The following is a 22,379-nucleotide window of genomic DNA, read 5'->3' as shown; positions in this document are numbered from 1 at the left end:
AGGGGAGCTCTTCCCTTTTCCGGCAGGCGGTACGTAACGGTTGTGGAGAGGGTTCCTTTAACGAAGGACTCGGGAATCCTCCTTTTGAGGTGCAGGGGACGGCTTTTACTTTTGCACTACGGCCCTTCCGGGGCGACTCTACTTAAAGAGTGGGGCGATGAGGAAGGTGGTGTTCCTTACTGCGACTCTCTTTCCCCTTCAGGCGCAGGGAGCAACCCTCAACGAGCTGACGGCGAAGCTGGGTAACTTAGATATAACTTTAAAGCTCGTTTTCCTCGTTACGCTTCTTGCAGTTGTTCCTTCGCTCCTTATTGCGCTGACCAGCTTCACCCGCATCGTTATCATTCTGTCGCTTTTAAGGCACGCCCTTGGAACGCCGCAGACTCCTCCAAACCAAGTAGTTATAGCCCTTTCGCTCTTTCTCACCTTCTTTACGATGGCCCCCACCTTCGAGAAGATAGACAAAGAGGCCTTAAAGCCTTACCTGAACGGCCAGATAACTGCCGTTGAGGCGGTGGAAAGGGCCTCTCGCCCCTTAAAGGAGTTTATGCTTCACAACACGAGGAAGGAGGATTTGAAGCTCTTCCTTGATATACGGAACGAAAGGCCCAAAGGCCCCGAGGAGGTCTCCTTTGTAACGCTGGTTCCCGCCTTTATGGTGAGCGAGATAAAAACGGCCTTTGAGTTTGTGTTCGTCATATTCCTGCCCTTTATGGTTATAGACCTGCTTGTTGCCAGCATTCTGATGTCTATGGGTATGATGATGATTCCGCCTATGATGCTCTCGTTGCCCTTTAAGCTCATTCTGTTTGTGGTTTCCGGCGGCTGGGAGCTTCTAATAAAGTCGATTATAGTGAGCTACCGATGACGGTTGAGCAGATAATTTTTCTCGGCAGGCAGATGCTCGAGGTGGCGTTGTTGGTTGGGGCACCCGTTCTCCTGATAACTTTTTTTGTAGGTATAGCCATAAGCGTTCTGCAGGCCGCCACCCAGATTCACGAGATGACGTTAACCTTTATTCCCAAAATTCTCGCCGCCTTTGTTGCTATTTTTATCTTCGGCGGTTGGATGTTTATGAAACTGGTTGAGTACACCAAGGAGAACTTCCAGCTTCTGCTTCAGATGGTAAGATGAGTGAGCTTCTCACCTACTTCTCCTCCCACTTTTGGAGCTTTCTGTTTGTTTTCCTGCGGCTCTCCTCCCTTTTCATCGCCTTCCCCTTTATTTCGGGCCTTAACGTCCCCCTTACGGTTAGGGTTGTCCTGGTTCTTGCCTTCTCGTTTTTCGTCTCTTCATTCGTTACGGTTGAGCCCGGGAGCCTGACGCTCTTTGAGTTTGCCCTTGCGGTTTTAAAAGAGTTGCTTTTGGGCCTTTCCCTTGCTCTCGTTGTTTACATCTTCTACGCCGTTTTTCTGTTTGCCGCCGACCAGATTAGTTACCTGATGGGCCTGACCGTTGTTAACATGTTCGACCCCACCTTCGGGATGGTTTCGGTTCTGGGTAGGTTTTTCGTTTACGTTTTCTACGCCCTCTTCTTCGCCACGGGAGCCTACAGGCTCTTTATAGGAGCCTTGGTTGAGAGCTTCAAGCTCATTCCCCCGGGAGGCGCAAGTTTTAAAGGCCCCCTTTTCAAGTTCCTCTTTCAGGAGGCTGGCCTAATCTTCTCCTTCGGCTTCCAGATGGCCTTCCCTTTTCTGCTGGTTCTCTTCATAACCAACCTTGCCCTTGCCCTCGTTAACAGGCTCATTCCCCAGATTAACGTTTTTATTGTGGGACTGCCCCTGCAGCTTTTCGTTGGGCTCGTTGCCCTCTCTGTGGGCTTTTCGGTTGTTGTCCTATTTGGCGAGAACCTCATTCAGCGCCTTGTGGAAGACCTTATAACCCTTTTGAGGTTAACCGGCGGTGGCTAAGGACCCTTCAAAAACCGAAAAGGCGACGCCGCGGCGGCGTCAGAAGGCCCGTGAAGAGGGACAGGTCTTAAGGAGCCAGGACCTCTCTATCGCCTTTTCGCTGGTTCTTGTTGCGGTCACCCTCTTTTTCTACCTGCCCTTTGCCTTTAGGGAGCTTTTGAAGCTCTTTAACTACACTTTTGAAGAGCTACCCTTCCTTGAGCTGAACCAGTTCGTTTTTGTCTCGCTTGAGATTTTGGCCCTTTTAACCTTCCCCGTTTTCTTGGTTCTACTCGTCGGGGGGGTTTTGAGTAACGTTGTCCAGTTCGGCTTTCTCTTTACCCTTAAGCCCCTCGTTCCGAAGCTCGACCCCATAAACCCCGTTAAGGGGTTCCAGCGGCTTTTTTCGCTGAAGACCCTGTTTGAGCTTGTTAAAAGCCTGGTGAAGCTGGGTTTTGCCTCGGCCGTGGGCTACTTTGCGGTAAAGTACCTTACCCGATACTTCACCTCTTACGCCTCCTTCCCACTGGAGGTTCAGCTCTACTACCTTGCCAAGAGTCTGGTTGTTCTCGTTGTGGCCTTTGCCCTTTTAGCCGTTCCCGTAGCCGGCCTCGACTTCCTCTACCGCCGCTGGGAGTACGAGGAGAACCTTAAGATGAGCAAGCAGGAGGTAAAGGAGGAGCGGAAGCAGTACGAGGGCCACCCGCTTATAAAGTCTGAAATCAGGAAGAGACAGCGGCAGCTTGCCATGCGCCGTATGATGGCCGAAGTCCCTAAAGCGGACGTTGTTATAACGAACCCGGAGCACTACGCCGTTGCCCTTAAGTACGAGAGGGGTAAGATGTACGCCCCCAAGGTTGTGGCAAAGGGGGTCGATTCGGTTGCCCTGAAGATTAAGGAGATTGCCCTTGAACACGGCGTTCCCGTAGAGGAGAACCCTCCCCTTGCAAGGGCCCTCTACGAGAGCTGCGAGGTGGGGGACTTCATTCCTGAGGAGTTTTACCGAGCTGTTGCCCGGATTCTTGCAAAGATTTACAGACGGCGGCGGCGCTTTTAAAGGTTGTGAGGTACTTTACAATCTGGCTCACCACTTTCGGGTCTACGTAGTCGAGTATGGCCCCCGCCTTTCTGGCCTTCATGTTGTAGAGAATCAGGGCGGCCTCTTTGGGGTCTTGAAGGGCCGATATCTTCTGGCCGGCAAGCTCCGGGTCCATTTTGGAAAACATCTGGGCCAGCTTTTTGTACCTCTCGCTCTGGGCCTGTTTGAGCTCTTTTTCGAGCTCTCTGCGGGCCTCCTCCAGGGCTTTGCGCTCTGCCTCTATTTTCTGCAGGAGCTTCCGGTTCTCCTGAATGAGCACCTTTACCTGCTTTCTCATCTGTTCGAGCCGCTTCAGCTCTTTCTCTATCTCTACTTTCTGGGCCTTCTGGGCGAGTGCGGCGGTAGAGGTTGCCAGGTTAACCGCCACCGCTGCCGCTAAGAGCTTGGTAAACGAGCCTCTCAAGGAGTATCTCCTCCTTCTTGGTTTCCTGAAGCTCTCTTTTCTTTCTGAAGCTCTTCAGTAGTTTCACCTGGGCGTTCAGCAGGCCCATCTGCTCCTTTAGGGCCTCTATCTCGCTCTCGAGCTTTGCCTCTTTTGCCCTGAGCGCCTCTATCTCTTTAAGGGTTTCATGGCCGAACTGAGCGGTGAGCCATAGTTCCACAGCGGGGGAGGTGCCGGCCTTGAACAGGCCTTCGAGCCTGCTCTCCCTTTCGGAGATGGCCCTCCTGGTTTCGCTAAGCTCCTTAAGAAGCTGCTGGAGTTTCCGCTTGAGCTCTGTTAACTCCCTTTCCTTGAGCTTCTCTACAAGCTTTACCTTTTTCATCCTCTGTTCTTAAGGGCCAGCTGGGCGAGCTTCTGCTGCTCCTTTTTCACAAAGTCGTGAATGCTCTTTTGCTCATCCGGCTTTATCTTCTCGAACTTCACGCCGTAGCAGGTTGTATGGCGGCGCGGGTAAACGTTTACAACCGAGCTCTTCAGGGTGTAGTTCCTGCCGTTGAGGGAGAACTTCAGAATCAGCTCCGTTGTGGGCAGGAGCTCCTCCTGTAAGTCCTCTAAGGAGATGCACACCTTGGCGCCTCCGGCAGAGATGTCAACGATTTCTGCTGGAATCCAGCGAACCTGCTCCTTCTCCTTGTCGTAGAGGCCTACCTGGGCTGGGAGCTCAACTTCAACCCTTGCGTACTCCCTGCGCTGGTAGCGGGTCATTTCGAAGGTGTGGGGCATCTGGATAACCAGCTTCCCGTTCTCTGTGAACACCCGCTCTACGGTGTTTTCAAACTTGTAGATGCCGTCTCCCTTCCGTATGAAGGAGACGGTAACTTTCTGGCCCGGCTCAAGGTGGGGCCTTCCCTCTATAACGGCCCAGTACATGTAGCGCTCGTCTTTGTCGAAGAGGGCTATGTCTATCCGGGTGTTGTCGGGCAGGTAGAGCTTTGCCGGCTGGAAGAGCTCTATGTCTTTCGTGCTCACAAGGGGAACGAAGTAGGGAACGTAGTCGAACCCCAGCTTTGAGCGCATGTCTTGGATGAGCTTCTCGTCGGGATTGGGGTCGGTTTTTAAGTAGAGGTCTACAACTTTCTCGAAGGGAGCCTTAAACTCGAGGGTGAGGAATGGGTCTCTCCCGAGCTTCTGAGAGTAGGTCCAGAGGATTTCCGCCTCCCTCTCCGTTAGGCCCCTCTCAAGGGCCTCCTTGAAGAACGACTCCCTGAGCCTTTTGGTTCGCAGGTACTCCCTTATAAGCCCCGCCAGTATGAAAAAGAGGATTATGCTGACAAGCAGCAGGATGAATATCAGAATCGTCTCTATTTTCGCCGCAGGAAACCGGAGAAAGCTGAGGTCTCTCACTCCCTCGTCCTCATTATGGGTTGTGTTGATTGTAGCATAGCTCCCTTAATGGACATTCTCGGCAGTTCGGCCGCGTTTTACAGTATCTCTTGCAGAGCTCCACTATTAGGGCGTGAAGCTCTTTATACTCCTTTAGGTGCTCCTCTGTAGGCGGAATCTCCCCCTCAACGAGGGTCTTCACCCGGTTGTAGCTAACCGACTCGCCCTCCAGAACCCCAAGCCTGTAAAGGAGCCTCTTTGTGTACTTATCTACAACGAAGGAGGGCTTATCGAGGGCGTAAAGCAGTATGGAATCGGCCGTTTCCGGCCCTATCCCTTTTACGTTTAAGAGCTTCGGCCTTAAAACTTTAAGGGGTTGTGCCTTTAACCCCTCTATTCCCCCTTCCCTTACCACAAACCGGGAGAGCTCCTTTAGATACCGGGCCTTCTGCCTGAAAAAGCCCGCCGGCTTTATGAGGTTTTGAAGCTCTCCTTCATCGGTTGAACTCAGGGCCTCGGGGGTTAACAGGTTCGCCTTCTTAAGGTTTCCTACGGCCCTTGAGGCGTTCTCCCAAGTTGTATTTTGAGTGAGCACTGCCCCTACGCACACCTCAAACGGCGTCTCTGCCGGCCACCAGTTCTGGGGGCCGAAGTGCTCAAGGAGAACTTGAAGCAGTTGGGCTATACTTAAACCTGCCATACCGAAAATTTAAACCCGGAGAGCAGCCCATGATAGACCTTCACACTCACACAATCTTCAGCGACGGAGAGCTTATCCCCAGCGAGCTTGTGAGAAGGGCAGAGGCCAAAGGCTACAGGGCCATAGCTCTGACCGACCATGTAGACCACTCAAACTACGACTTCGTGATAGAGAGGGTTTCAAGGGCCTGCGAGCTCTTGAACAGAGAAACATCCCTGGTTGTTATTCCCGGCGTAGAGATAACCCACGTTCCGCCTGCCGCAATTCCCGAGCTCATACACAGGTGCAGGAACGCCGGGGCCCTTATAGTGGTTGTTCACGGGGAGACCGTTGTTGAACCCGTTGCGCCGGGAACCAACCTTGCCGCCATAGAGGGGGGTGCCGACATCCTTGCCCACCCCGGCCTCTTAACCGAGAGGGAGGCCGAATTTGCCGCAGAAAAGGGCGTTTACCTTGAGATAACCGCCAGGCGGGGCCACAACATCACCAACGGCCACGTTGTGAGGCTTGCGAGGGAAGCGGGGGCAAAGCTGGTTATAAACACCGACGCCCATTCCCCCTCGGACCTCATAACAAGGGCCTTTGCCGTTACCGTAGGAGTGGGGGCCGGGCTTACGGTTAGCGAAGTGGACGCCTGCTTTGTAAACAGTGAAACGCTCGTTAAACGCTTGACTGGCCGTAGCTTAGGGTAGAAATTTTCTCCTGGAGGCGGACGGGGGCTGGTGTCCCCCCCGGACTTCAAATCCGGTGGCCCCGCTTGGAGCGGGGTGGTGGGTTCGATTCCCATCCGCCTCCGCCATATTTTGCTTTAGTTGAGATAAAAAACTAAGGGGAGAGGAATTACCTCTCCCCTTGAGATAATAATTAAGCCGTTTGTAGCTTAGTATTTATTTGAACCTATCATGTAGTCAGTTATGTAACCATTTGAATCTACCCCAACTCCTGTAAAGTATCCGTCCTCGGGGTCAAGGAATATATATCCTTTGTTGCCCTGAGGATCTGTTAGAGTTAAAGTTCCATTAACAGGGGAATTAGGAGTTAAAGTGCCATTTTCTTCGTATCCTATATCTGCTGGGTCGTCGCACCAAATGGTTTTTGCTAAGTATTTATATGTATTAGTTGAATTGTCATACCAAACTTTGACAGTTCCAAAGCAGTCTTCATCGTATTGAACGTCGTAGGAGTAATAACTGTATGTTCCGGTTATCTCGTTTTGAGTAAGTGCTTTTTGCTCTAAACCGATACCAAAGCCATTTGGTAGGTCAACTATAAAACCTGCTCTACTAATGCCTGGTTTAATTATTACATGGTAGGTATTTCCGTAGCTGTCGGTGGCGTTAACATAATTTTCACTTGTCATCTGCCAAGAACCGGAGTCCTCAAGATTTCCAGAGAAATCGTACATTGTCCAAGTGTGGTCGGAGTTTAGTCTGATAGTGTATCCGCCTACCTCACCAGTATTTAAAACTTCTACATAAACAAAATCTTTCCCTGCTATTTCAGAATCTGTCAAGTTACCTATATTGCTAAGTCCTACGAGAAGAGTGTCTGTTCCGTTTATTATGACGTCTGCGAAACCTATGTTTCCGGATAACATCATATATACTTGCGTTCCATTAACTTCACCCTTGTAGAAGGGTTTTTGTTGGTTTACTTGAATAGTCATGTTCCCTTTGACATCTCCAAATACGGGACCTTGGACTTCATAGGTTAAGCTGTTCCCGTTGAGTGAAAATTTAGCTAGATCACCTTGAGATGCGGCGCCTAAGTATGTAACGGAGGTTGCAGTAGTATTTTCACTAGATAGATTAGTGCTTCCTCCACCTCCGCCTCCGCAGCTGCTTAAAGCGACTAACAATGTTAGTAGAGTTAGACTTTTTTTCATCTTTCTCCCTCCTGGTTTTTTCTTTTGCTGCTGTGTTTATAATGAATTTCATTGGTCAAGATAAAATATTTACAGGGTTATGTTAAATAAGTTTTGTTAAATCTTTTAATGTCTTGATGCTTTTAAAGGTTTTGAGGTTATTTTTCTTGGCTTCCTTTTCGCGCACCTCTTCCAGCTTTACCCTTCTTACCTCCCCTGTAAGTCCAATCTCACCAAACAGTGCAACGTCTTCCCTAACCGGCCTCTCAAAGTAACTTGAGACTATTGCCGCCGCAACCGGGAGGTCTACGGCCGGCTCGTCCACCTTTACCCCTCCCACAACGTTTACGAAAACGTCGAAGTTCCTGAGCGGAATTCCCAGCTCCTTCTCCAGGACTGCAACGATTATCGAGAGCCTGTTGGGGCTTATCCCCTTGGCCTTCCTCTGGGGGGTTGTGAATATTGCCCTCGTTACAAGGGCTTGGACCTCTAAGAGTATCGGCCTACTCCCCTCTATTCCCGCAAAGATGACAGAGCCCGCCTTCCCTTTAGGCCTTTCTGCCAGGAAGAACTGTGAAGGATTGGGAACCTCTTTTAGGCCCGACTCTGTCATCTCGAAAACGGCGAGCTCCCCCGAGCTTCCGAACCTGTTTTTTAAGCTCTTTAGAATCCTGAAGTTGTAGCCCCTGTCCCCTTCAAACTGGAAAACGGCATCTACTATGTGTTCCAAAACCTTGGGGCCTGCAATGCTCCCTTCCTTTGTCACGTGGCCTACTATGAAGGAGGTGAGCCTCCTTCTCTTTGAGAGGTTTGTTATGAAGGCCGCCGACTCCCTAACCTGAGATACAGAACCGGCTGCAGACTCTATTTCGGGAAGGTAGAGGGTCTGGATGGAGTCGAAAACCGCGAACAGGGGGTTCAGCTTCTCTACGGCCTGTGCAATTGCCTCCAGGTTGTTCTCGGCGAGTAGGTAGAGGTTCTTGCTCTCTACGCCGAGTCTTCTTGCTCTCAGCGCCACCTGCTCCGGAGATTCCTCAGCTGTTACGTATAGAACCCTGCCCTTTTCGGCCAGTAGCCCCGCCACCTGGAGTAGCAGGGTGGATTTCCCTACGCCCGGCTCTCCGGAGAAAAGTGAGACCGAGCCCTTTACGATTCCCCCTCCGAGAACCCTATCGAGCTCCTCTATGCCGGTTCTGAGCCTCTCCTGCGGTTTCCCCGTTACTTCTCCTATGGGAACGGGCTCGGAGATTTCGCTCTCTACCCAACGCCTTTGTCTCTTTGGCTTGGGGCTCTCTACTTCCTCTACGAAGCTGCCCCAGCTGCCGCACTCGGGGCACCTGCCGGCCCACTTGGGAGTCCTGTAGCCGCACTCCTGACAGACAAAAACGGTTCTCTTTTTGGCCAACCCGCCTCCGAAAGGGGTTCTCGCTTAAAAGATAGCCCGTGCGGCGTTGTATGTGAGGAAGGCGGCGCTCCAAGCAACGGCAAGCTCAACTGCTACAACCCCTGCTGGGAACTTCCAGCTTCCGCTCTCCTGCTTTATTGCGGCAATTGTTGCAACGCAGGGGATGTAAAGGAGGGTGAACACTAAGAAGGCGAATGCGCTTTCGGGGGTGAAGGTGCTCTGGATTACCTTTATCAGGCCGCTTTCTCCGGTTCCGTAAAGGGTTCCCATTGTTCCTACCACAACTTCCTTCGCCAGTGCCCCGAATATCAGCGCCACTATCGGCTTCCAGTCTTGGATGCCTATAGGCTCAAATACCGGCAGCAGGGCCTTCCCCACTCTGCCTACGAGGCTGTTCTCTCCTGCGTACCCGCTTCCCGGTGGAAGGGAGGCAAGGGCCCATATAACGAGGGAGGCTGCGAATATAACGGTTCCCGCTTTGGTTATAAACTCTCTTACCTCAATTAGGGTCTGGTTCACTACAACGCTCCAGGCCGGCAGTTTGTAGGGGGGAAGCTCTATGAAGAAGTCGTCTTCTTCGCTCTTTAAGAACTTGGACATAACGGTGGCCAGCCCGAGCGCAAGGAGAACGCCAAAACCGTATAGGCCGAGCATAACCGATGCCTGGTGCTCTCGGAAGAAGGCCGCTACGAATACTGTGTACACTGTAAGCCGTGCGCTGCAGGACATCCAGGGGATTATTGCCATTGTTATGAGCTTCTGGTAGTGCGACCTCATTGCCCTGGTTGCGTAAACGGCCGGAACGTTGCACCCGAACCCCAGTATCATGGGAATCACCGAGGCTCCGCTGAGGCCGAATTTCCTCATGAAGTTGTCCCAAAGGGCCGCTGCCCTTGCCATGTATCCGGTGTCTTCAAGTACGGCCATCAACAGGTAGAGGATGGCAAGAACCGGAAGGAAGACCATAACGGCGCCGATGCCTGCAAGAATACCGTCGTTTACCAGGGAGAGTAGTGTTGGGTTTTGAATCACCTTTCCCACAACCTCAGGCAGTAGGCCGCTGAAGAGCCAGTCTATCGCCTCGCTCAGCGGCTGCGAAAGGGTAAAGGTGAGCTTGAAAACTGCCCACATTACTGCAAAGAATATGGGAATCCCGGTTAGGGGGTTTGTTACGATTTTGTCCACTTTATCGCTTAATCTTTCTACTTCGGGCTCTTTCTCCCCGCTTTTTACAACTTTTCTCGCTATTTTTGAGGCTAGCAGGAACCGCTCCCTGGCGATGAGGGAGGGGAGGTCGCAGTTGTAGAGGGGGTGAAGCTCTTTCTCGATTCTCTCAATCTCTTTCAGGATTTCGTCTGAGTTCTTAAAGTGGTTCTTTAGGTACTGGGTGACTTCCTCGTCCTTTTCCAGGAGCTTCACCGCAAACCACCTTAAGTTGAAGGGGAAGTTGGGGGGAAGCTCGCCTTTCAGCTTTAGCTTTAAAAGCTCAATAGCGTTTTCCACTTTTTCCGAGTATGTGGGCGTGAATCCTTCAGGTTTAAGGTCCCCGGTTGCCACCATTAGAAACGTTTCTGATAACTCCTCCAGCCCTTTCCTTTTAAGGGCGGAAACCTCTACAACCGGAAGGCGTAAAAGCTTGGCAAGCTCTTTTGAGTTCACCGAAAAGCCGAACTCTTTCAGCTCATCTACCTTGTTGAGTGCTACCACGGGCCTGATGCCCATCTCTAAAAGCTCTAAGGTAAGGTAGAGGTTTCTTCCCAGGAGCGTTGCGTCTATAACGTTTGCAACTACGTTGTAGTCGCCGCTTAAGAGGAAGTTCCTCGTTACCCGCTCCTCGAGGGTAAAAGATGTAAGGCTGTATATACCGGGGAGGTCTATAAGTTCAATCTCAAAGCCTTTAAAGTGGTATTTCCCTACCTTCTTCTGAACAGTTACCCCCGGCCAGTTTCCAACCTTCTCACTTGTGCCGGCAAGGGCGTTCATAATGGCCGTTTTACCTACGTTTGGGTTACCTACAAGAGCCACCTTTACCCTTTTCATTCAACCTCCCTAACCTCTACCTTGGCTGCCATTCCCTTTCCTATTGCCACCCTACTTCCGGCAACCTCTACTATAAACGGGCCGGGAGGGGATTTAATCACCCTTACCCGTGCTCCCGGGTATATCCCTATTGCTGCGAGCCTGTTCCTTACCCCGAGTCCGCCTTCTATATTTAGAATCTCAACCGTGCTTCCTTCCCTTGCTTCAAGTAACTTCATACTTAGCTCCTCCTAAGTTAGATAGTATTAACTTTGTTAAATAGTGTCAACGGCGGTCCAGTTTATATAATCTGACAACCTATAAAACAACCGGAAGGAGGGCTCTATGGACGTAAAGAAAATACCCCCGGGCAAGAACCCGCCAGAGGACATCTACGCTGTTATAGAAATTCCTCAGGGCTCAAACGTTAAGTACGAAGTTGACAAAGAGAGCGGAGCGATTTTCGTTGACCGCTTCCTCTTTACCCCCATGTTCTACCCTGCAAACTACGGCTTCGTTCCAAACACCCTTGCAGACGACGGCGACCCCATAGACGTTCTGGTAATCTCCCGCCAACCCGTAGTTCCCGGAAGCGTAATAAGGTGCAGGCCTATCGGGGTTTTAGTTATGGAAGATGAGAGCGGTCAGGACGAGAAAATCCTTGCCGTTCCCGTTGACAAACTCGACCTTACGTTCAAGAACGTTAAGGAGATTACCGACCTTCCCGAGGCCACCCTCAACGAAATCAAACACTTCTTTGAACACTACAAGGACCTTGAGCCCGGCAAGTGGGTGAAGGTTAAAGAATACAAGGGTAGCGCCGAAGCCAAGGAGATGATTAAGAGGGCAATTGAGAACTGTAAGTAGAATTTTGGGGAGCGGGAGCTCCCCTTTGCTTTTGAAACCAATTTCATAAGGTAGAATAATGAACCAGCTTAATGATTTGACCTTTTTTACGAATGAACCAGGAAGGAAACTCATAGATAGATTTAAAACTCTTTTTAAAGATACAAAAGAGCTTGACGTGATAGTAGGTTATTTTTATCTTTCTGGCCTCTATCAACTTCATGAAGAGCTTAAAAAGGTTGATAGAATAAGAATAATAGTAGGAATCCAAGTTGGAAAGAATGTATGGAATCTGGTTCAGTTAGCTAAGAATATAAAGAAGCAGAAAGAAGAGTATCTTAATATGGTTGTTGAAGAGCTTTCTTCGGCCTCTTTTGAAGAGAGTTTTAAGAAAGAAGAGGCAATTAGAGACTTTATCAACTGGATAGAGGAAGGTAAGCTTCAGATAAAGTATTACCCGTACTCTCCCCTTCATGCGAAACTCTACATCTTTAAGAGCAGGAGCGGGATAGATTTTGGTAGGGTTATCACGGGCTCCTCAAACTTTACCATTTCAGGTTTAAAGGATAACCTTGAGTTTAACGTTGAACTGAAAAATGCAACTGACGTTCAATTTGCAATTGAGCGGTTTGAAGAACTCTGGGAAAAGTGTATAGATATTTCAGCAGATATCGTTGCCACCATAAAAGGGAAAACCTGGCTTAACGATGAAATTACCCCTTATGAACTTTACCTGAAGTTTCTCTATGAGTTTTTTGGAGAGCAGATTGATGTCGAGAATGAAGAGGATATACCATTTCCAGAGGGCTTTAAGAAGCTCCAATATCAGGTTGAAGCTGTTATAGATGCAGAGAAAAAGCTGAGAACTCACGGTGGAGTTTTCCTTTCAGATGTTGTTGGCCTCGGGAAAACCTTCATTGCAGCAATGCTTGCCTCAAAGCTTAGAAAAAGAACTCTTGTCTTTGCACCTCCACACTTAAAAGATTATTGGGAGGAGACTTTAAGGAAATTCCTTGTTCCCGGTTTTCTGGTAGAGTCAGCTGGAAAGCTTCCCTCCCTTGACCCTAAGGATTTTGATGACTATAAACTTGTAATAGTTGATGAAGCTCACCGGTTTAGGAATGAAGATACAAAGAGTTATAAGGTTCTTCACGAAATCTGTCGAAAGAAGAATGTAATTTTGGTTACGGCGACTCCTTATAACAATAGGCCTTCAGATGTAAGGGCTCAGCTTCTTCTCTTTCAGGATAAAAAAAGGCCTACAATTCCAGGGATTTACAGCATAGACGCTTTCTTTAAAAGACTTGAGGATAAAATAAAGAAAGTAGATAGAAAGAAGAACCCGGAGTTCTATAGAAAAGTCTTAAAGGAAGTTGGAGAAGAAATCAGGAAAAAGGTATTTACCTATGTAATGGTAAGGAGGACGAGAAAAGAGGTAATGGAGTTTTATAGGGAAGACCTTGAGAAGCAAGGAGTAACCTTCCCTAAAGTTAATAAACCGGTAAAGGTTTACTATCAGCTTGATGAGGAACTTGATAGCCTTTTTAACGAGACTATAGCCACTATTAAAAGCTTGACCTATGCAAGGTACACTCCTGCTCTTTACCTGAGAAAGAGGTCAACTGAAAACATAGAACGCCTTTCCCAGAGAAACCTTGCAGGCCTTATGAAGGTTCTTCTCCTAAAGCGCCTTGAGAGTAGTTTTCACTCTTTCGTCAGTTCCCTTGAGAGGTTCCTAAAGTCCCATAAGCAGGTTCTTGAGGAGTTTGAGAGGAGCGGTAAAGTCTACATGAGCAAGAAGATAAACGTCTACGAGCGGATAGAGGAGCTCCTTGCTGAAGTGGAAGAGTCAGACAGTTTTGACCTGGAAAAAATTTTAAAAGATGGAGAGGTTACGGTTTACGATAAAAACCAGCTCACGGGAGAGTTCTATGAAAATTTGGAAAGAGACGTTAAAGCGATAGAGGTGCTCTATAGTAAGTGGAGTAAAGTTAAGTCTGACCCTAAAGTAGAGGAGCTCCTTAGACTTCTGGAGAAAGATGAAAGGCTCACTAAGGCGCGGAAAATCTTAATTTTCACTGAATTTGCAGAAACTGCCGAGTATCTCAAGAAAAAGTTAGCAGAGGAGTTTGGAAACAGTGTAATCTCCTATACCTCTACTTCTGGAAGGAGCGAAAGGGATAAAATCCTTGAAAACTTTGACCCAAATCTTCCTAAAGAGAAACAGAAGGACGATATAAGAATTTTGATAACTACAGATGTTCTGGCCGAGGGAATAAACCTTCACCGTGCTAATGTTATAATAAACTACGACATTCCTTGGAACCCGACGAGGGTTCTACAAAGGGTTGGAAGAATTAACAGGGTAGGAACAACCTTTAGCGAAATCCATATATTTAATTTCTTCCCAGTTGAGAAAACAGAAAGCGAGATAGGCCTTGAGGCTGCAGCTGTAGCTAAACTACAGGCTTTTCACGAAGCCCTTGGGGAGGATGCTAAATACTTAACCGAAGAAGAGGAAACTTCTCCCCGCGGTCTGTTTGAGAAGATAAACGCTTCCGTTGAGGAAGAAGACGATAACTCTCTCCTTTATTACTTAAAGAAACTTCAAAAAGTTAAAGAAGAGAATCCGGAACTATACAAGCAAATAAAGGAATTCCCCAAAAAGGCCCGCTCCTGCCGCTTTTGGAATAAGAACTTCCTTATAACCCTTCTAAAGAAGGGTAATGTAAAGAAAATATTCCTCTGCTACGAGGATAAGCCGGCCAGAGAGATTGACTTCCTTGAGGCGGTGGAACTTCTTGAGGCAGACGAAGACGAAAGAAGAGCACCTTTAAATCGTGAGCTTTTCCATAAACTTCTATCTGAAAACGTCAGAGCCTTTGAATCTGAGCTTAATCAGCTTAAACATGAATCAGCCACTGGTGCAAAAAGTTACGAGAAAAGCCTTATTAGGGAACTCAAGGCCTTAAGGGGGAGGGTTTCTAAAGAGGGCAAACAAGTAATTAGGGAAGCTCTGGATATTATAAATAAGAGCGGACTTCCGAAATCTGTGGCTAGAGAAATTTACAAGGTTGTTACGTCTAAGAGTGATATTCCTAAAAAGGTAAAGATTCTCAAGGAGTTTGTTGAGAGATATTCAAGCCCTACTGAAGAGTCTGGATTTTTTGATAACCAAGAACTGGAAGTGATTCTCTCTCAGCTGTTTCTAAAGGAGAGGAACTTGGAGCTATGAATTGTTATCATTTGATAGAAGGCTAAATAAAGATTCCTCAGAAAGTAAAGGAGGATGGTTTGAAAGTGAAGGTTAGTAAAACTTTAAGAAAGTTGATAGAAAACGCGTTTAATAGAGAGAATTTTGTTCAATTCCTCTATACAGTGTTTCCGGATGCAGATATTAGGTTCGAAGGTGAGCTCCTTCCGATAGAAGAGAAGTTTTCAGGAAAAATACTTGAGGCGGAGCACCTTGGCCAGTATGAAGACTCGGAGGGTTACAATATAGATTTCCTAATAGTGAAAGTTCCTTCTCCAGATAAACTTCGGAAATACCACAGAGACTTTGTCGTTCATCATCTTGAAAGAGAGGGCAAAGATGGAGCTCTGGTAGCCTTCTACTCTGACGACTTCCCTATCTGGCGCCTTTCCTACGTTCAGATGGATTATGAAAGGAGCGAAAAGGACGGCAGGATTGATAAAAAACTGACCAACTTCAGGCGTTTCTCATTTATAGTAGGAAAAGGGAAAGTCTCGAAAACGACTTATCTTCAACTGTCAGAGCTATTCAACCTTAAAAATCCTACCACAGGTCAGCTCCTTAAGGTTTTTAGTGTAGATTCTCTAAATAAGAGGTTTTTTAGGGAATATATAAAAAGATTTGTGAACCTCTGGCGAATAATCTATAATCAGGTAAAAGGGAAAGAGCTCCCTGAGAGTGCAAAAACTCCAGAGCGTTTTTCAAAAGAAGCTGCTCATCAGCTTTTAAACAGGTTAATTTTCATCTACTTCATTCAGGAAAAGGAAGGGTGGTTTGAGGAGCTTAATGGCCAAAAGCTAATAGATTTTCTCGTTTCAGAGTACAAAAAGTTTGTAGCTGAAAAAGGGGGAACCTTTTACTCAGAGTGGTTAAAGCCTCTCTGCCTCTCAGCCTTCAGTCAGGACATGGGAAAGAAAAGAGCAGAAATTCCTGCTAAATACTCCTATTTGCCTGAAAAGGTAAAAGAGCTCTTCATTAGGGCTCCTTACTTAAATGGCGGTCTCTTTTCAGAGAACGACTATGACAGAGTTGACTTTCAAATTCCTGATGAATTCTTCTTAAAGAGTGACCAACTTGGTAAAGAAGAGGAAGGAATAATCCCGTTTCTCAACGGCTACAACTTCACGATGGTTGAAGACCTTGAAGATGATAGGGACCTGGCGGTTAACCCCGAATTTATCGGGACAATCTATGAAAAGCTCGTTCACCTTGATTCTAAAGAGGTTTTGAAAAACCCTGAGGCCAAAATTGATATAGAGGGAGTTACAAAGGGAATTGTCTATACTAAAGAGCCAGAAATCAAGTTTATAATAACTCAGAGCTTAATCTACTATCTGCGTAAAAACACCTCTTTATCTGAAGAGACCATTTATGACTTCATATTCGATGATGATTTCCTTCCTGAAAACCGTCAGACCTTTGAAGAACTAAAGAGAGCTCTTGACGAGCTTAAAGTTGTTGATCCTGCCTGCGGTAGTGGTGCATTTCTTGTCGGACTTGTTGATACCCTCTATCACCTCTACTCAAAGCTTCACAGGTTTGACCCAAATGTTGTAGAAAGCGGCTACGCCATAAGGAAAAAGATAATAGAGAATAACGTCTACGGCGTTGATGTAATGGAGTGGGCCGCCAGGATTGCGGAGCTCCGCCTATGGCTTTTCCTTATGGTTGAGGCCGACCTTAGCAGAGAAAAACTCTGGCTCAATCCCCTTCTTCCAAACCTTTCTTTTAAAATCAGAGTAGGAGACAGCCTTATTGAGGAATTTGGAAACTTAGACTTCTCAATTCTAAGGAGTCAAAGACCTGAGTTTAAGTCAGCTCTACCTCTTTCTCCCTCAATAAAGAGGAAAATAACAGAGCTTAAGAGGAAAAAACTTCTATATATTGAAAACAAACCTGGAGCACCCAAGAAGGAAGAGATAGAGCATGAAGAACTTCAACTCTTTATGGAAATAATAGAGGATAAACTTTACCATATAGAACAACAAATGGCAAATTTAAAATCTTCCCCGTCGTATGAAAAAGACCTTTTTGGTAAAGAAAGAAAGATGGAAGAACTGTTTAAGAAAAAACTTAAACGATTTGAAAAAGAAAAAGAATTCTGGGAAAAAGTCAAAAGTACTCTTGAAAAAGGTAAGCGTCCATTCATCTGGGATATAGATTTTGTTGAAGTATTTCAAGGCGAAAAAAAAGGTTTTGACCTGGTAGTAGGCAACCCACCCTATGTAAGACAGGAACTCATAGCCCCACCAAGCGAAAGTGAGGAGGGTTACTCTCAGAGTGAATGGAAGAAACTTAAAAGAGAGTATAAAGAGAAATTGAGGAACATGGTTGAAACCTTATACGGCAGAGAATTCAAACCAGATGGCAAGGCTGATTTATATGTTTACTTCTACTTTAAAGGTTTCAGTCTTCTTAATGAGAGAGGAACTCTTGGTTTCATAACCTCAAACTCCTGGCTTGACGTTGGATTTGGTAAAACCCTTCAGGAATTCCTTCTGAAAAGAACGAAAATCTACTCTATTAACGATAATCAAAGTAAAAGGAGCTTTAAAGAGGCTGATGTTAACACGGTGATAACCTTCATTTCTGCTCCAACTGATAAGAGGAGAGAGAAGGAAAATCTTGAGAATGTAGTCAAGTTCGTAATGTGGAAAATTCCCTTTGAGGAGGTAGTAAAAAGCCCGAAGTTTAAGGAATATCTGAATTTCATAGAGAAAGCCCAGCCCAGGGTAGAGGAGGCGGAGCTCCCGGAGCTTTCAGAGAACGTTATAAAGACCGAGGCTTTCAGACTATTCCCCATTAAGCATAAAGACCTCCTGAAGGACGGAACGAGAGACGGAAAATATGAAGGGAACAAGTGGGGAGGGAAATTCCTGAGAGCTCCCGACATCTTCTTTACAATACTTAGAAAAGGAAAAGGGAAATTTGTAAGGCTTGGAGACATCGCAGAAGTAAAATTTGGAATAAAAACAGGAGCAAACGAATTTTTCTACGTTGAGGATTTAACTGATAAAGTTGAGGATGGCGAACTTGAAAGAGTTGAAAACCTGAGGGATTTCACTTCAGTTGAAGAGATAAGAAAAGCAGGACTCAGAATCATAAAACCGAGCAAGTGGGGAAAGAACGCAAAAAACTACAAACTTTTCCTCGTTGAAAGGGAGTTTCTCAGGCCAGTTATAAAAAGCCCCAGAGAGCTTAAAACAATTATAGTTAGAGAAGAAGACCCTAAATACAGGATTTTCCTATGCAATAAAACTAAAAAGGAATTGAAAAGAACCTTTGCTCTTGACTACATAAAGTGGGGAGAGGAGCAAGGTTTTAATAGGAGACCTACCTGTAGGGGTAGGAACTTTTGGTATCAAATATCAGTGAAAGAAGATATGAAATTTCTTTGGTGGAAAAGTATAGGAGAGCGTTATGCTTTTTTCTGGAATATTAATAACTATCCTACCGACCAAAGGAACTATTATGTTAAACTGAAGGATAAAAATATTTCTGATTTAGATTTTGTAGTATCTTTAAATGCTACTTTAGATAGACTGTTTATTGAGACAATGGCAAGGGAAATGACGGGAGCTATAACAATAATAGAGCTTCCAGTAGATGATGTTAGGAATAAGTTTACGTTTTTTGTACAAGGTGTAAAAGAAATACCTGCGATGTTTAAACGGGAAATTTTTTCCATTTTCAAGGAACTTGGCTTTGACCCAAACAGACCAATAAGAGAACAGGAACCCAATCCACTCCCCGACCGCAAAGCTCTTGACGACATAGTTTTTGACGCCCTTGGCCTAACCGAAGAAGAACGCAAAGAAGTCTACTACGCTGTCGCCGAGCTTGTCCAAAACCGCCTCAAAAAAGCGAGGAGTGTTTAAATGGAGTTTACTGAGTTTGAATATGGAATAGCGAGACTATACAGGAAAGTAAAAATGAGCTTTGTAGCTTGGACCCAGATATCTATAGGGAAGACCTTTTAAATTTTGAACTTTCCTTTTTCTCTAAAATAAAACAAGTAGCAAGTAGCATAGAAAAAGGTGAACTTCTTAAATTTATAGATGAAAATGCTTACTTCTTATACCCTCATTCTTTCAAGCTGGACGATGACTTTAATAAGCAGGCAATAGTGTTAATTACAAATAGTAAGCAACATCTTATGCAGAAAGCTAGCAAAGGAACTTTGATTTTAAGAAAATTTTTTATGCACCTATAGAGATTCACATATTTAGTGCTTTATGGATAGAAAAAATAGGAAGTCTCCTGGACGAAAGTTTTCCAGATTATATTTATGGTGGTAGATTAAAAAGAAATCTTATACTGGATTCTTGTCAAGAAACAAAATCAGGAAGCTATGATGAAGCATATCCTGGGATATTTATTCCTTACTACTATAAGTATTCCCAATGGAGAGAAGATGCTATTGACATGATAAATAAGCTACACAAAGATTATGACATTTTAGTCTTAACTCTGGATATATCCGATTTCTATCCAAGCATTAACCTAAACTATTGTAAAAAGCTAGTTGAGAACATAATAGAAGAAAAAGGTGGAGCAGATAAAGAGAATCTTAAAAATTTAAATGAAAGGTTATTCAAAATAATAGAAACATGGAATGAAAAAGTAAATTCCCGAGGACTCCCTATAGGCTTTTTACCATCACCGATACTGGCTAACCTTTACCTTAGAGAATTTGATGAATTCATTAATGATGAAAGCAGTGCTCTATTTTACGGGAGATACATAGACGATATTATCATAATATTAAAAGGGGATAAAATTGATTTTAATAAAGACCCTTTACAAGCGCTTTTCTCCAGAAAACTTAAAGGCAGCTTAAAGAAATACGAAGATGAATATATTTTTCCTCTTGCTCAACCAAATGAAAGTGAGCAAAGTCCAAAAATAACGATAAAAATTAACTCAAAAAAACAGAAAAATTTTTTCCTATCCAAAGGTGTTACTCCTTCTGTAATCAATGCTATTCAAAGAGAAATCAATGAAATTTCCAGTCTTCGTAAACTTATGCCAGATTTTATAGATGAAAGTTCTGTCCTTCTAGAAAAGGTATTTCAAATATATTCTGAAGGCGAGTTTGGCGATAATCTGAGAAAAGTAGACAAGGTTAGAATTCGTAGGCTAGGAATGTCAATCCTAATCTCTAAATTAAGGGAGCAAAGTAAGTATTTGCCCAGTAATGAGTGGAGAAATGAAAGGCAAGAACTATACAAAGAAATTAAAACACTACTATTAGACCCCGTAAATTTCTTTGAGAATATCAAAAATGTTCTGCAGCTAATACAACTTATGGCATGGAATAGTGATAAAGAAGAAATTCTTTGTTTAAAAGATGAGATATTTCAACTCATTAACGCGGTTAACAAAGTAGAGATAAAGGGACTTATGTGCTTTAAAGATGAAGAAGCAAAACCTATAAAAACCAAACTTAAATCACACTTAAGGCGGATTGTAGAACATAATATATCTATTGCCATTCCAAGCGATAAACTATTAGACTTCATTCAAGCAAAGGATAGATATCTTAAGATAAAAAAGGATTTTATTGAAAATTTAAAAATGCACAACTTGGAGTTAAGAGAGAAAATTTTTGAATTCCTAATTAACTTTGAACATAGATGGGAATTCTTAGAGGAATATTTTAGTGATATCAATATTACCCAACCTATGCCCAAGCAGGAACCTAAAAACGAGCTATTTAAAATAGTATTCAGAGAATTACTTGATAAACTTAAAGTATTAGAGGAAGACATAGCTAAAGAAAATGATAAGATAAAAGATTTAAACAAACTTTTTAGATTCCTTTTGTTTCCTTCAATACGGATACCTTATATATACCTGTTTTCTATAGTAGATTACAAAAACCTATATAATCAAAATGGCAAAAGCGAGAACTCAAGAATCATAACCTCAGAAAATTTGCAAGATTTAATAAAGTTAATTTTACTACTAGGAAAAGGTGTGCTCCTTTATAGTTCTCCTATCAATATCCAAGAAGAAGGAGATGTTTTATTGAAAATAGCTATACGCAAGGAAGATACAAAAGATACTATTAATGTTGGTATGACAAATTTTATTGTAGAAGAGAAAGAAGTAGAGCTTAAGCTAAAGAGAAAAGAAACAAGAACAAAAGAAAAATTTAAACAACTGATACGTATAATAAATGGTGTGATCAACTGCAGACATAATATTGATTATATTTTATTTCCCGAATTTGCCCTACCGAAGGATTGGGTAATCTATGTTTCACAACCTCTTTTTTCCAGAAAGACATCTTTAATAAGTGGGGGTGAATATAGATTTAGGAATAAAAGAGTAATAAATCCAGTCTATAGTTTATTATACTCCGAAACGCCCTATATGCACTTTTATATTTTAATTGAAGAAGAAAAAGTGCACTATTCTCCGAGGGAATCTCTTCTTATTAAAGGTCATAAATATATACACAAAGAGGCAGATGATACTCCAAAAGTCGTCTATGAACACCAAGACTTCTTTTTCTCTAATCTTATCTGCTACGACATTGCAGATATAAACTTAAGAAGCAAGCTTAGAGGAAAGATAGATGCATTGTTTATAGTAGCTCTAAATAAGGATTTGGATTATTTTAATGCAATTATTGAGTCTGCCGCGCGCGACCTTCATTGTTTTGTAGTTTTAGTGAATTCTGGCAAGTATGGAGATTCTAGAATAAGAGCTCCTTACAGAAAAGACTATAAAAGAGATATTATTAGAATAAAAGGTGGCAAAAACGCATTTTTCATAGTAGATACAATCGATGTAAAATCTTTGCGTGAATTCCACTCTCAACTTTATTTTAACGAAAGTTCTGAGTTTAAGCCTATCCCTCCCGGATTTCATACATCTATAAGTCAAGATAGAAAAACTTGGAATTATGGTAGTTAAGGTGTTCAGCTATTTTTTATGCTTAATAAAGAGAAGCCACTGAATATCTACAAAGCGGAGTTCCTATATGAATTGCGCTATACATTAGTTAAGTATAGTAAAACTTTTGAGGAATTTGAGAGAGAGTTGAAATCATCTCCTGAAAATTTTGAAGCCTGGGATGACTATTACAGGACGTTATGGAATGGAAAGCTTGCATGAAAACTCTGAGCACTCTTAGAAAAGAACTTCTTCAAGAGATAAAAGATGGAAATATTAAACTGTCTTAATCAGTTCTCAATAGTAAAAATTTTGAGGTTTTAGACTTTCGAACTTTTAAAATGAATTCCATATAAAAGTTAAGTTATTTTGGGAGATAATTCAGGACTTTATATACAAGGATATGTAGATGAAGAGGAAAGAAATTACTCTTATCATTGGCGAAGTAGAGACGGTAAACTGATTATTAGGTGGGATAACGCTCCTCACCATAAGAATATTAGAACATATCCACATCATAAGCACATAAACGACAAGGTTGAGGAGAGTTTTGAGACGACCTGTGAAAGGATTCTAACTGTAATTTCAGAGTTTTTACAGAAAAGGAATTAAGAAGCATCTTAGATGCAAGAAATA

19 protein-coding genes and 1 tRNA gene are annotated in these 22,379 nt (G+C 44.3%); 12 read left to right on the top strand and 8 right to left on the bottom strand.

Annotation, left to right across the window (positions count from 1 at the left end; genetic code table 11):
* The first annotated feature begins 42 nt into the window (after positions 1-42).
* From THEAM_RS09865 to flhB, 5 genes are read left to right on the top strand one after another with little or no spacing between them, the layout of a single operon-like run.
* A complete protein-coding gene (locus tag THEAM_RS09865; RefSeq protein ID WP_425478109.1) occupies positions 43-246 on the top strand; it encodes a hypothetical protein in 204 nt (67 codons plus the stop codon).
* Positions 158-868, top strand: a complete 711-nt coding sequence (gene fliP / locus THEAM_RS07285) for a flagellar type III secretion system pore protein FliP (RefSeq protein ID WP_041439535.1) — start codon at positions 158-160, stop codon at positions 866-868. The genes THEAM_RS09865 and fliP overlap by 89 nt, the downstream gene beginning before the upstream one ends.
* Positions 865-1,134: a flagellar biosynthesis protein FliQ gene (gene fliQ / locus THEAM_RS07280; RefSeq protein WP_013538190.1), complete on the top strand. Its 270-nt coding sequence runs from the start codon at positions 865-867 to the stop codon at positions 1,132-1,134. Before fliP ends, fliQ begins: the two co-directional genes overlap by 4 nt.
* On the top strand, positions 1,131-1,910 hold the full coding sequence (locus THEAM_RS07275; protein WP_013538189.1) for a flagellar biosynthetic protein FliR: 780 nt from the start codon (positions 1,131-1,133) through the stop codon (positions 1,908-1,910). Before fliQ ends, THEAM_RS07275 begins: the two co-directional genes overlap by 4 nt.
* A complete protein-coding gene (gene flhB / locus THEAM_RS07270) occupies positions 1,903-2,946 on the top strand; it encodes a flagellar biosynthesis protein FlhB (RefSeq protein ID WP_013538188.1) in 1,044 nt (347 codons plus the stop codon). The genes THEAM_RS07275 and flhB overlap by 8 nt, the downstream gene beginning before the upstream one ends.
* Here flhB and THEAM_RS07265 read toward each other — a convergent pair.
* The 4 genes from THEAM_RS07265 to THEAM_RS07250 are packed head-to-tail and all read right to left on the bottom strand — an operon-like array spanning position 2,873 to position 5,453.
* On the bottom strand, positions 2,873-3,391 hold the full coding sequence (locus tag THEAM_RS07265) for a MotE family protein (protein ID WP_013538187.1): 519 nt from the start codon (positions 3,389-3,391) through the stop codon (positions 2,873-2,875). The genes flhB and THEAM_RS07265 overlap by 74 nt on opposite strands.
* Complete coding sequence (locus THEAM_RS07260) at positions 3,345-3,752, bottom strand: hypothetical protein (protein WP_013538186.1); 408 nt, start codon at positions 3,750-3,752, stop codon at positions 3,345-3,347. Before THEAM_RS07260 ends, THEAM_RS07265 begins: the two co-directional genes overlap by 47 nt.
* A complete protein-coding gene (locus tag THEAM_RS07255; RefSeq protein ID WP_013538185.1) occupies positions 3,749-4,774 on the bottom strand; it encodes a flagellar brake protein in 1,026 nt (341 codons plus the stop codon). The genes THEAM_RS07260 and THEAM_RS07255 overlap by 4 nt, the downstream gene beginning before the upstream one ends.
* A gap of 13 nt (positions 4,775-4,787) precedes the next feature.
* Positions 4,788-5,453 (bottom strand): endonuclease III domain-containing protein, encoded by a 666-nt coding sequence (locus tag THEAM_RS07250; protein ID WP_013538184.1) that lies wholly within the window; start codon positions 5,451-5,453, stop codon positions 4,788-4,790.
* Between the two features lie 29 nt (positions 5,454-5,482).
* Between THEAM_RS07250 and THEAM_RS07245 the strand changes: the two genes are divergently transcribed.
* Complete coding sequence (locus THEAM_RS07245) at positions 5,483-6,145, top strand: histidinol phosphate phosphatase domain-containing protein (protein ID WP_013538183.1); 663 nt, start codon at positions 5,483-5,485, stop codon at positions 6,143-6,145.
* A gap of 12 nt (positions 6,146-6,157) precedes the next feature.
* A tRNA-Sec gene (locus tag THEAM_RS07240) sits at positions 6,158-6,252 on the top strand.
* A gap of 81 nt (positions 6,253-6,333) precedes the next feature.
* Here the strand turns inward: THEAM_RS07240 and THEAM_RS07235 are convergent.
* From THEAM_RS07235 to THEAM_RS07220, 4 genes are all read right to left on the bottom strand, one after another.
* On the bottom strand, positions 6,334-7,338 hold the full coding sequence (locus THEAM_RS07235; protein ID WP_013538182.1) for a hypothetical protein: 1,005 nt from the start codon (positions 7,336-7,338) through the stop codon (positions 6,334-6,336).
* Between the two features lie 82 nt (positions 7,339-7,420).
* The gene (gene radA, locus THEAM_RS07230) at positions 7,421-8,722 is read right to left on the bottom strand and encodes a DNA repair protein RadA (protein WP_013538181.1); all 1,302 of its coding nucleotides are present in this window, start codon (positions 8,720-8,722) and stop codon (positions 7,421-7,423) included.
* 24 nt (positions 8,723-8,746) lie between these two features.
* Complete coding sequence (gene feoB, locus THEAM_RS07225; RefSeq protein ID WP_013538180.1) at positions 8,747-10,762, bottom strand: ferrous iron transport protein B; 2,016 nt, start codon at positions 10,760-10,762, stop codon at positions 8,747-8,749.
* A complete protein-coding gene (locus tag THEAM_RS07220; RefSeq protein ID WP_013538179.1) occupies positions 10,759-10,980 on the bottom strand; it encodes a FeoA family protein in 222 nt (73 codons plus the stop codon). The genes feoB and THEAM_RS07220 overlap by 4 nt, the downstream gene beginning before the upstream one ends.
* A gap of 106 nt (positions 10,981-11,086) precedes the next feature.
* Here THEAM_RS07220 and ppa point away from each other — a divergent pair, with 106 nt between their 5' ends.
* The 5 genes from ppa to THEAM_RS09850 all read left to right on the top strand — a co-directional run bounded on the left by ppa (position 11,087) and on the right by THEAM_RS09850 (position 22,355).
* Positions 11,087-11,608 (top strand): inorganic diphosphatase, encoded by a 522-nt coding sequence (gene ppa / locus THEAM_RS07215; RefSeq protein ID WP_013538178.1) that lies wholly within the window; start codon positions 11,087-11,089, stop codon positions 11,606-11,608.
* A gap of 58 nt (positions 11,609-11,666) precedes the next feature.
* Positions 11,667-14,822 (top strand): helicase-related protein, encoded by a 3,156-nt coding sequence (locus THEAM_RS07210; protein ID WP_013538177.1) that lies wholly within the window; start codon positions 11,667-11,669, stop codon positions 14,820-14,822.
* A gap of 65 nt (positions 14,823-14,887) precedes the next feature.
* Positions 14,888-18,718 carry an Eco57I restriction-modification methylase domain-containing protein gene (locus THEAM_RS07205; RefSeq protein ID WP_232203440.1) on the top strand — a complete coding sequence of 1,277 codons (3,831 nt, stop codon included), beginning with the start codon at positions 14,888-14,890 and terminating at the stop codon, positions 18,716-18,718.
* Positions 18,719-19,265: 547 nt separating this feature from the next.
* Positions 19,266-21,764, top strand: coding sequence for an RNA-directed DNA polymerase (locus THEAM_RS07195; protein WP_013538174.1), 2,499 nt, complete (start codon positions 19,266-19,268; stop codon positions 21,762-21,764).
* A gap of 348 nt (positions 21,765-22,112) precedes the next feature.
* On the top strand, positions 22,113-22,355 hold the full coding sequence (locus THEAM_RS09850) for a toxin-antitoxin system TumE family protein (RefSeq protein WP_343122261.1): 243 nt from the start codon (positions 22,113-22,115) through the stop codon (positions 22,353-22,355).
* Positions 22,356-22,379 lie beyond the last annotated feature (24 nt).

The sequence above is a fragment of the Thermovibrio ammonificans HB-1 genome, from assembly GCF_000185805.1.
In the GTDB taxonomy this organism is placed as follows: Bacteria; Aquificota; Aquificia; order Desulfurobacteriales; family Desulfurobacteriaceae; genus Thermovibrio; species Thermovibrio ammonificans.
The sequence above is the reverse complement of the archived record's forward strand: the minus strand, read 5'-3'. Positions and strand labels throughout refer to the sequence as shown.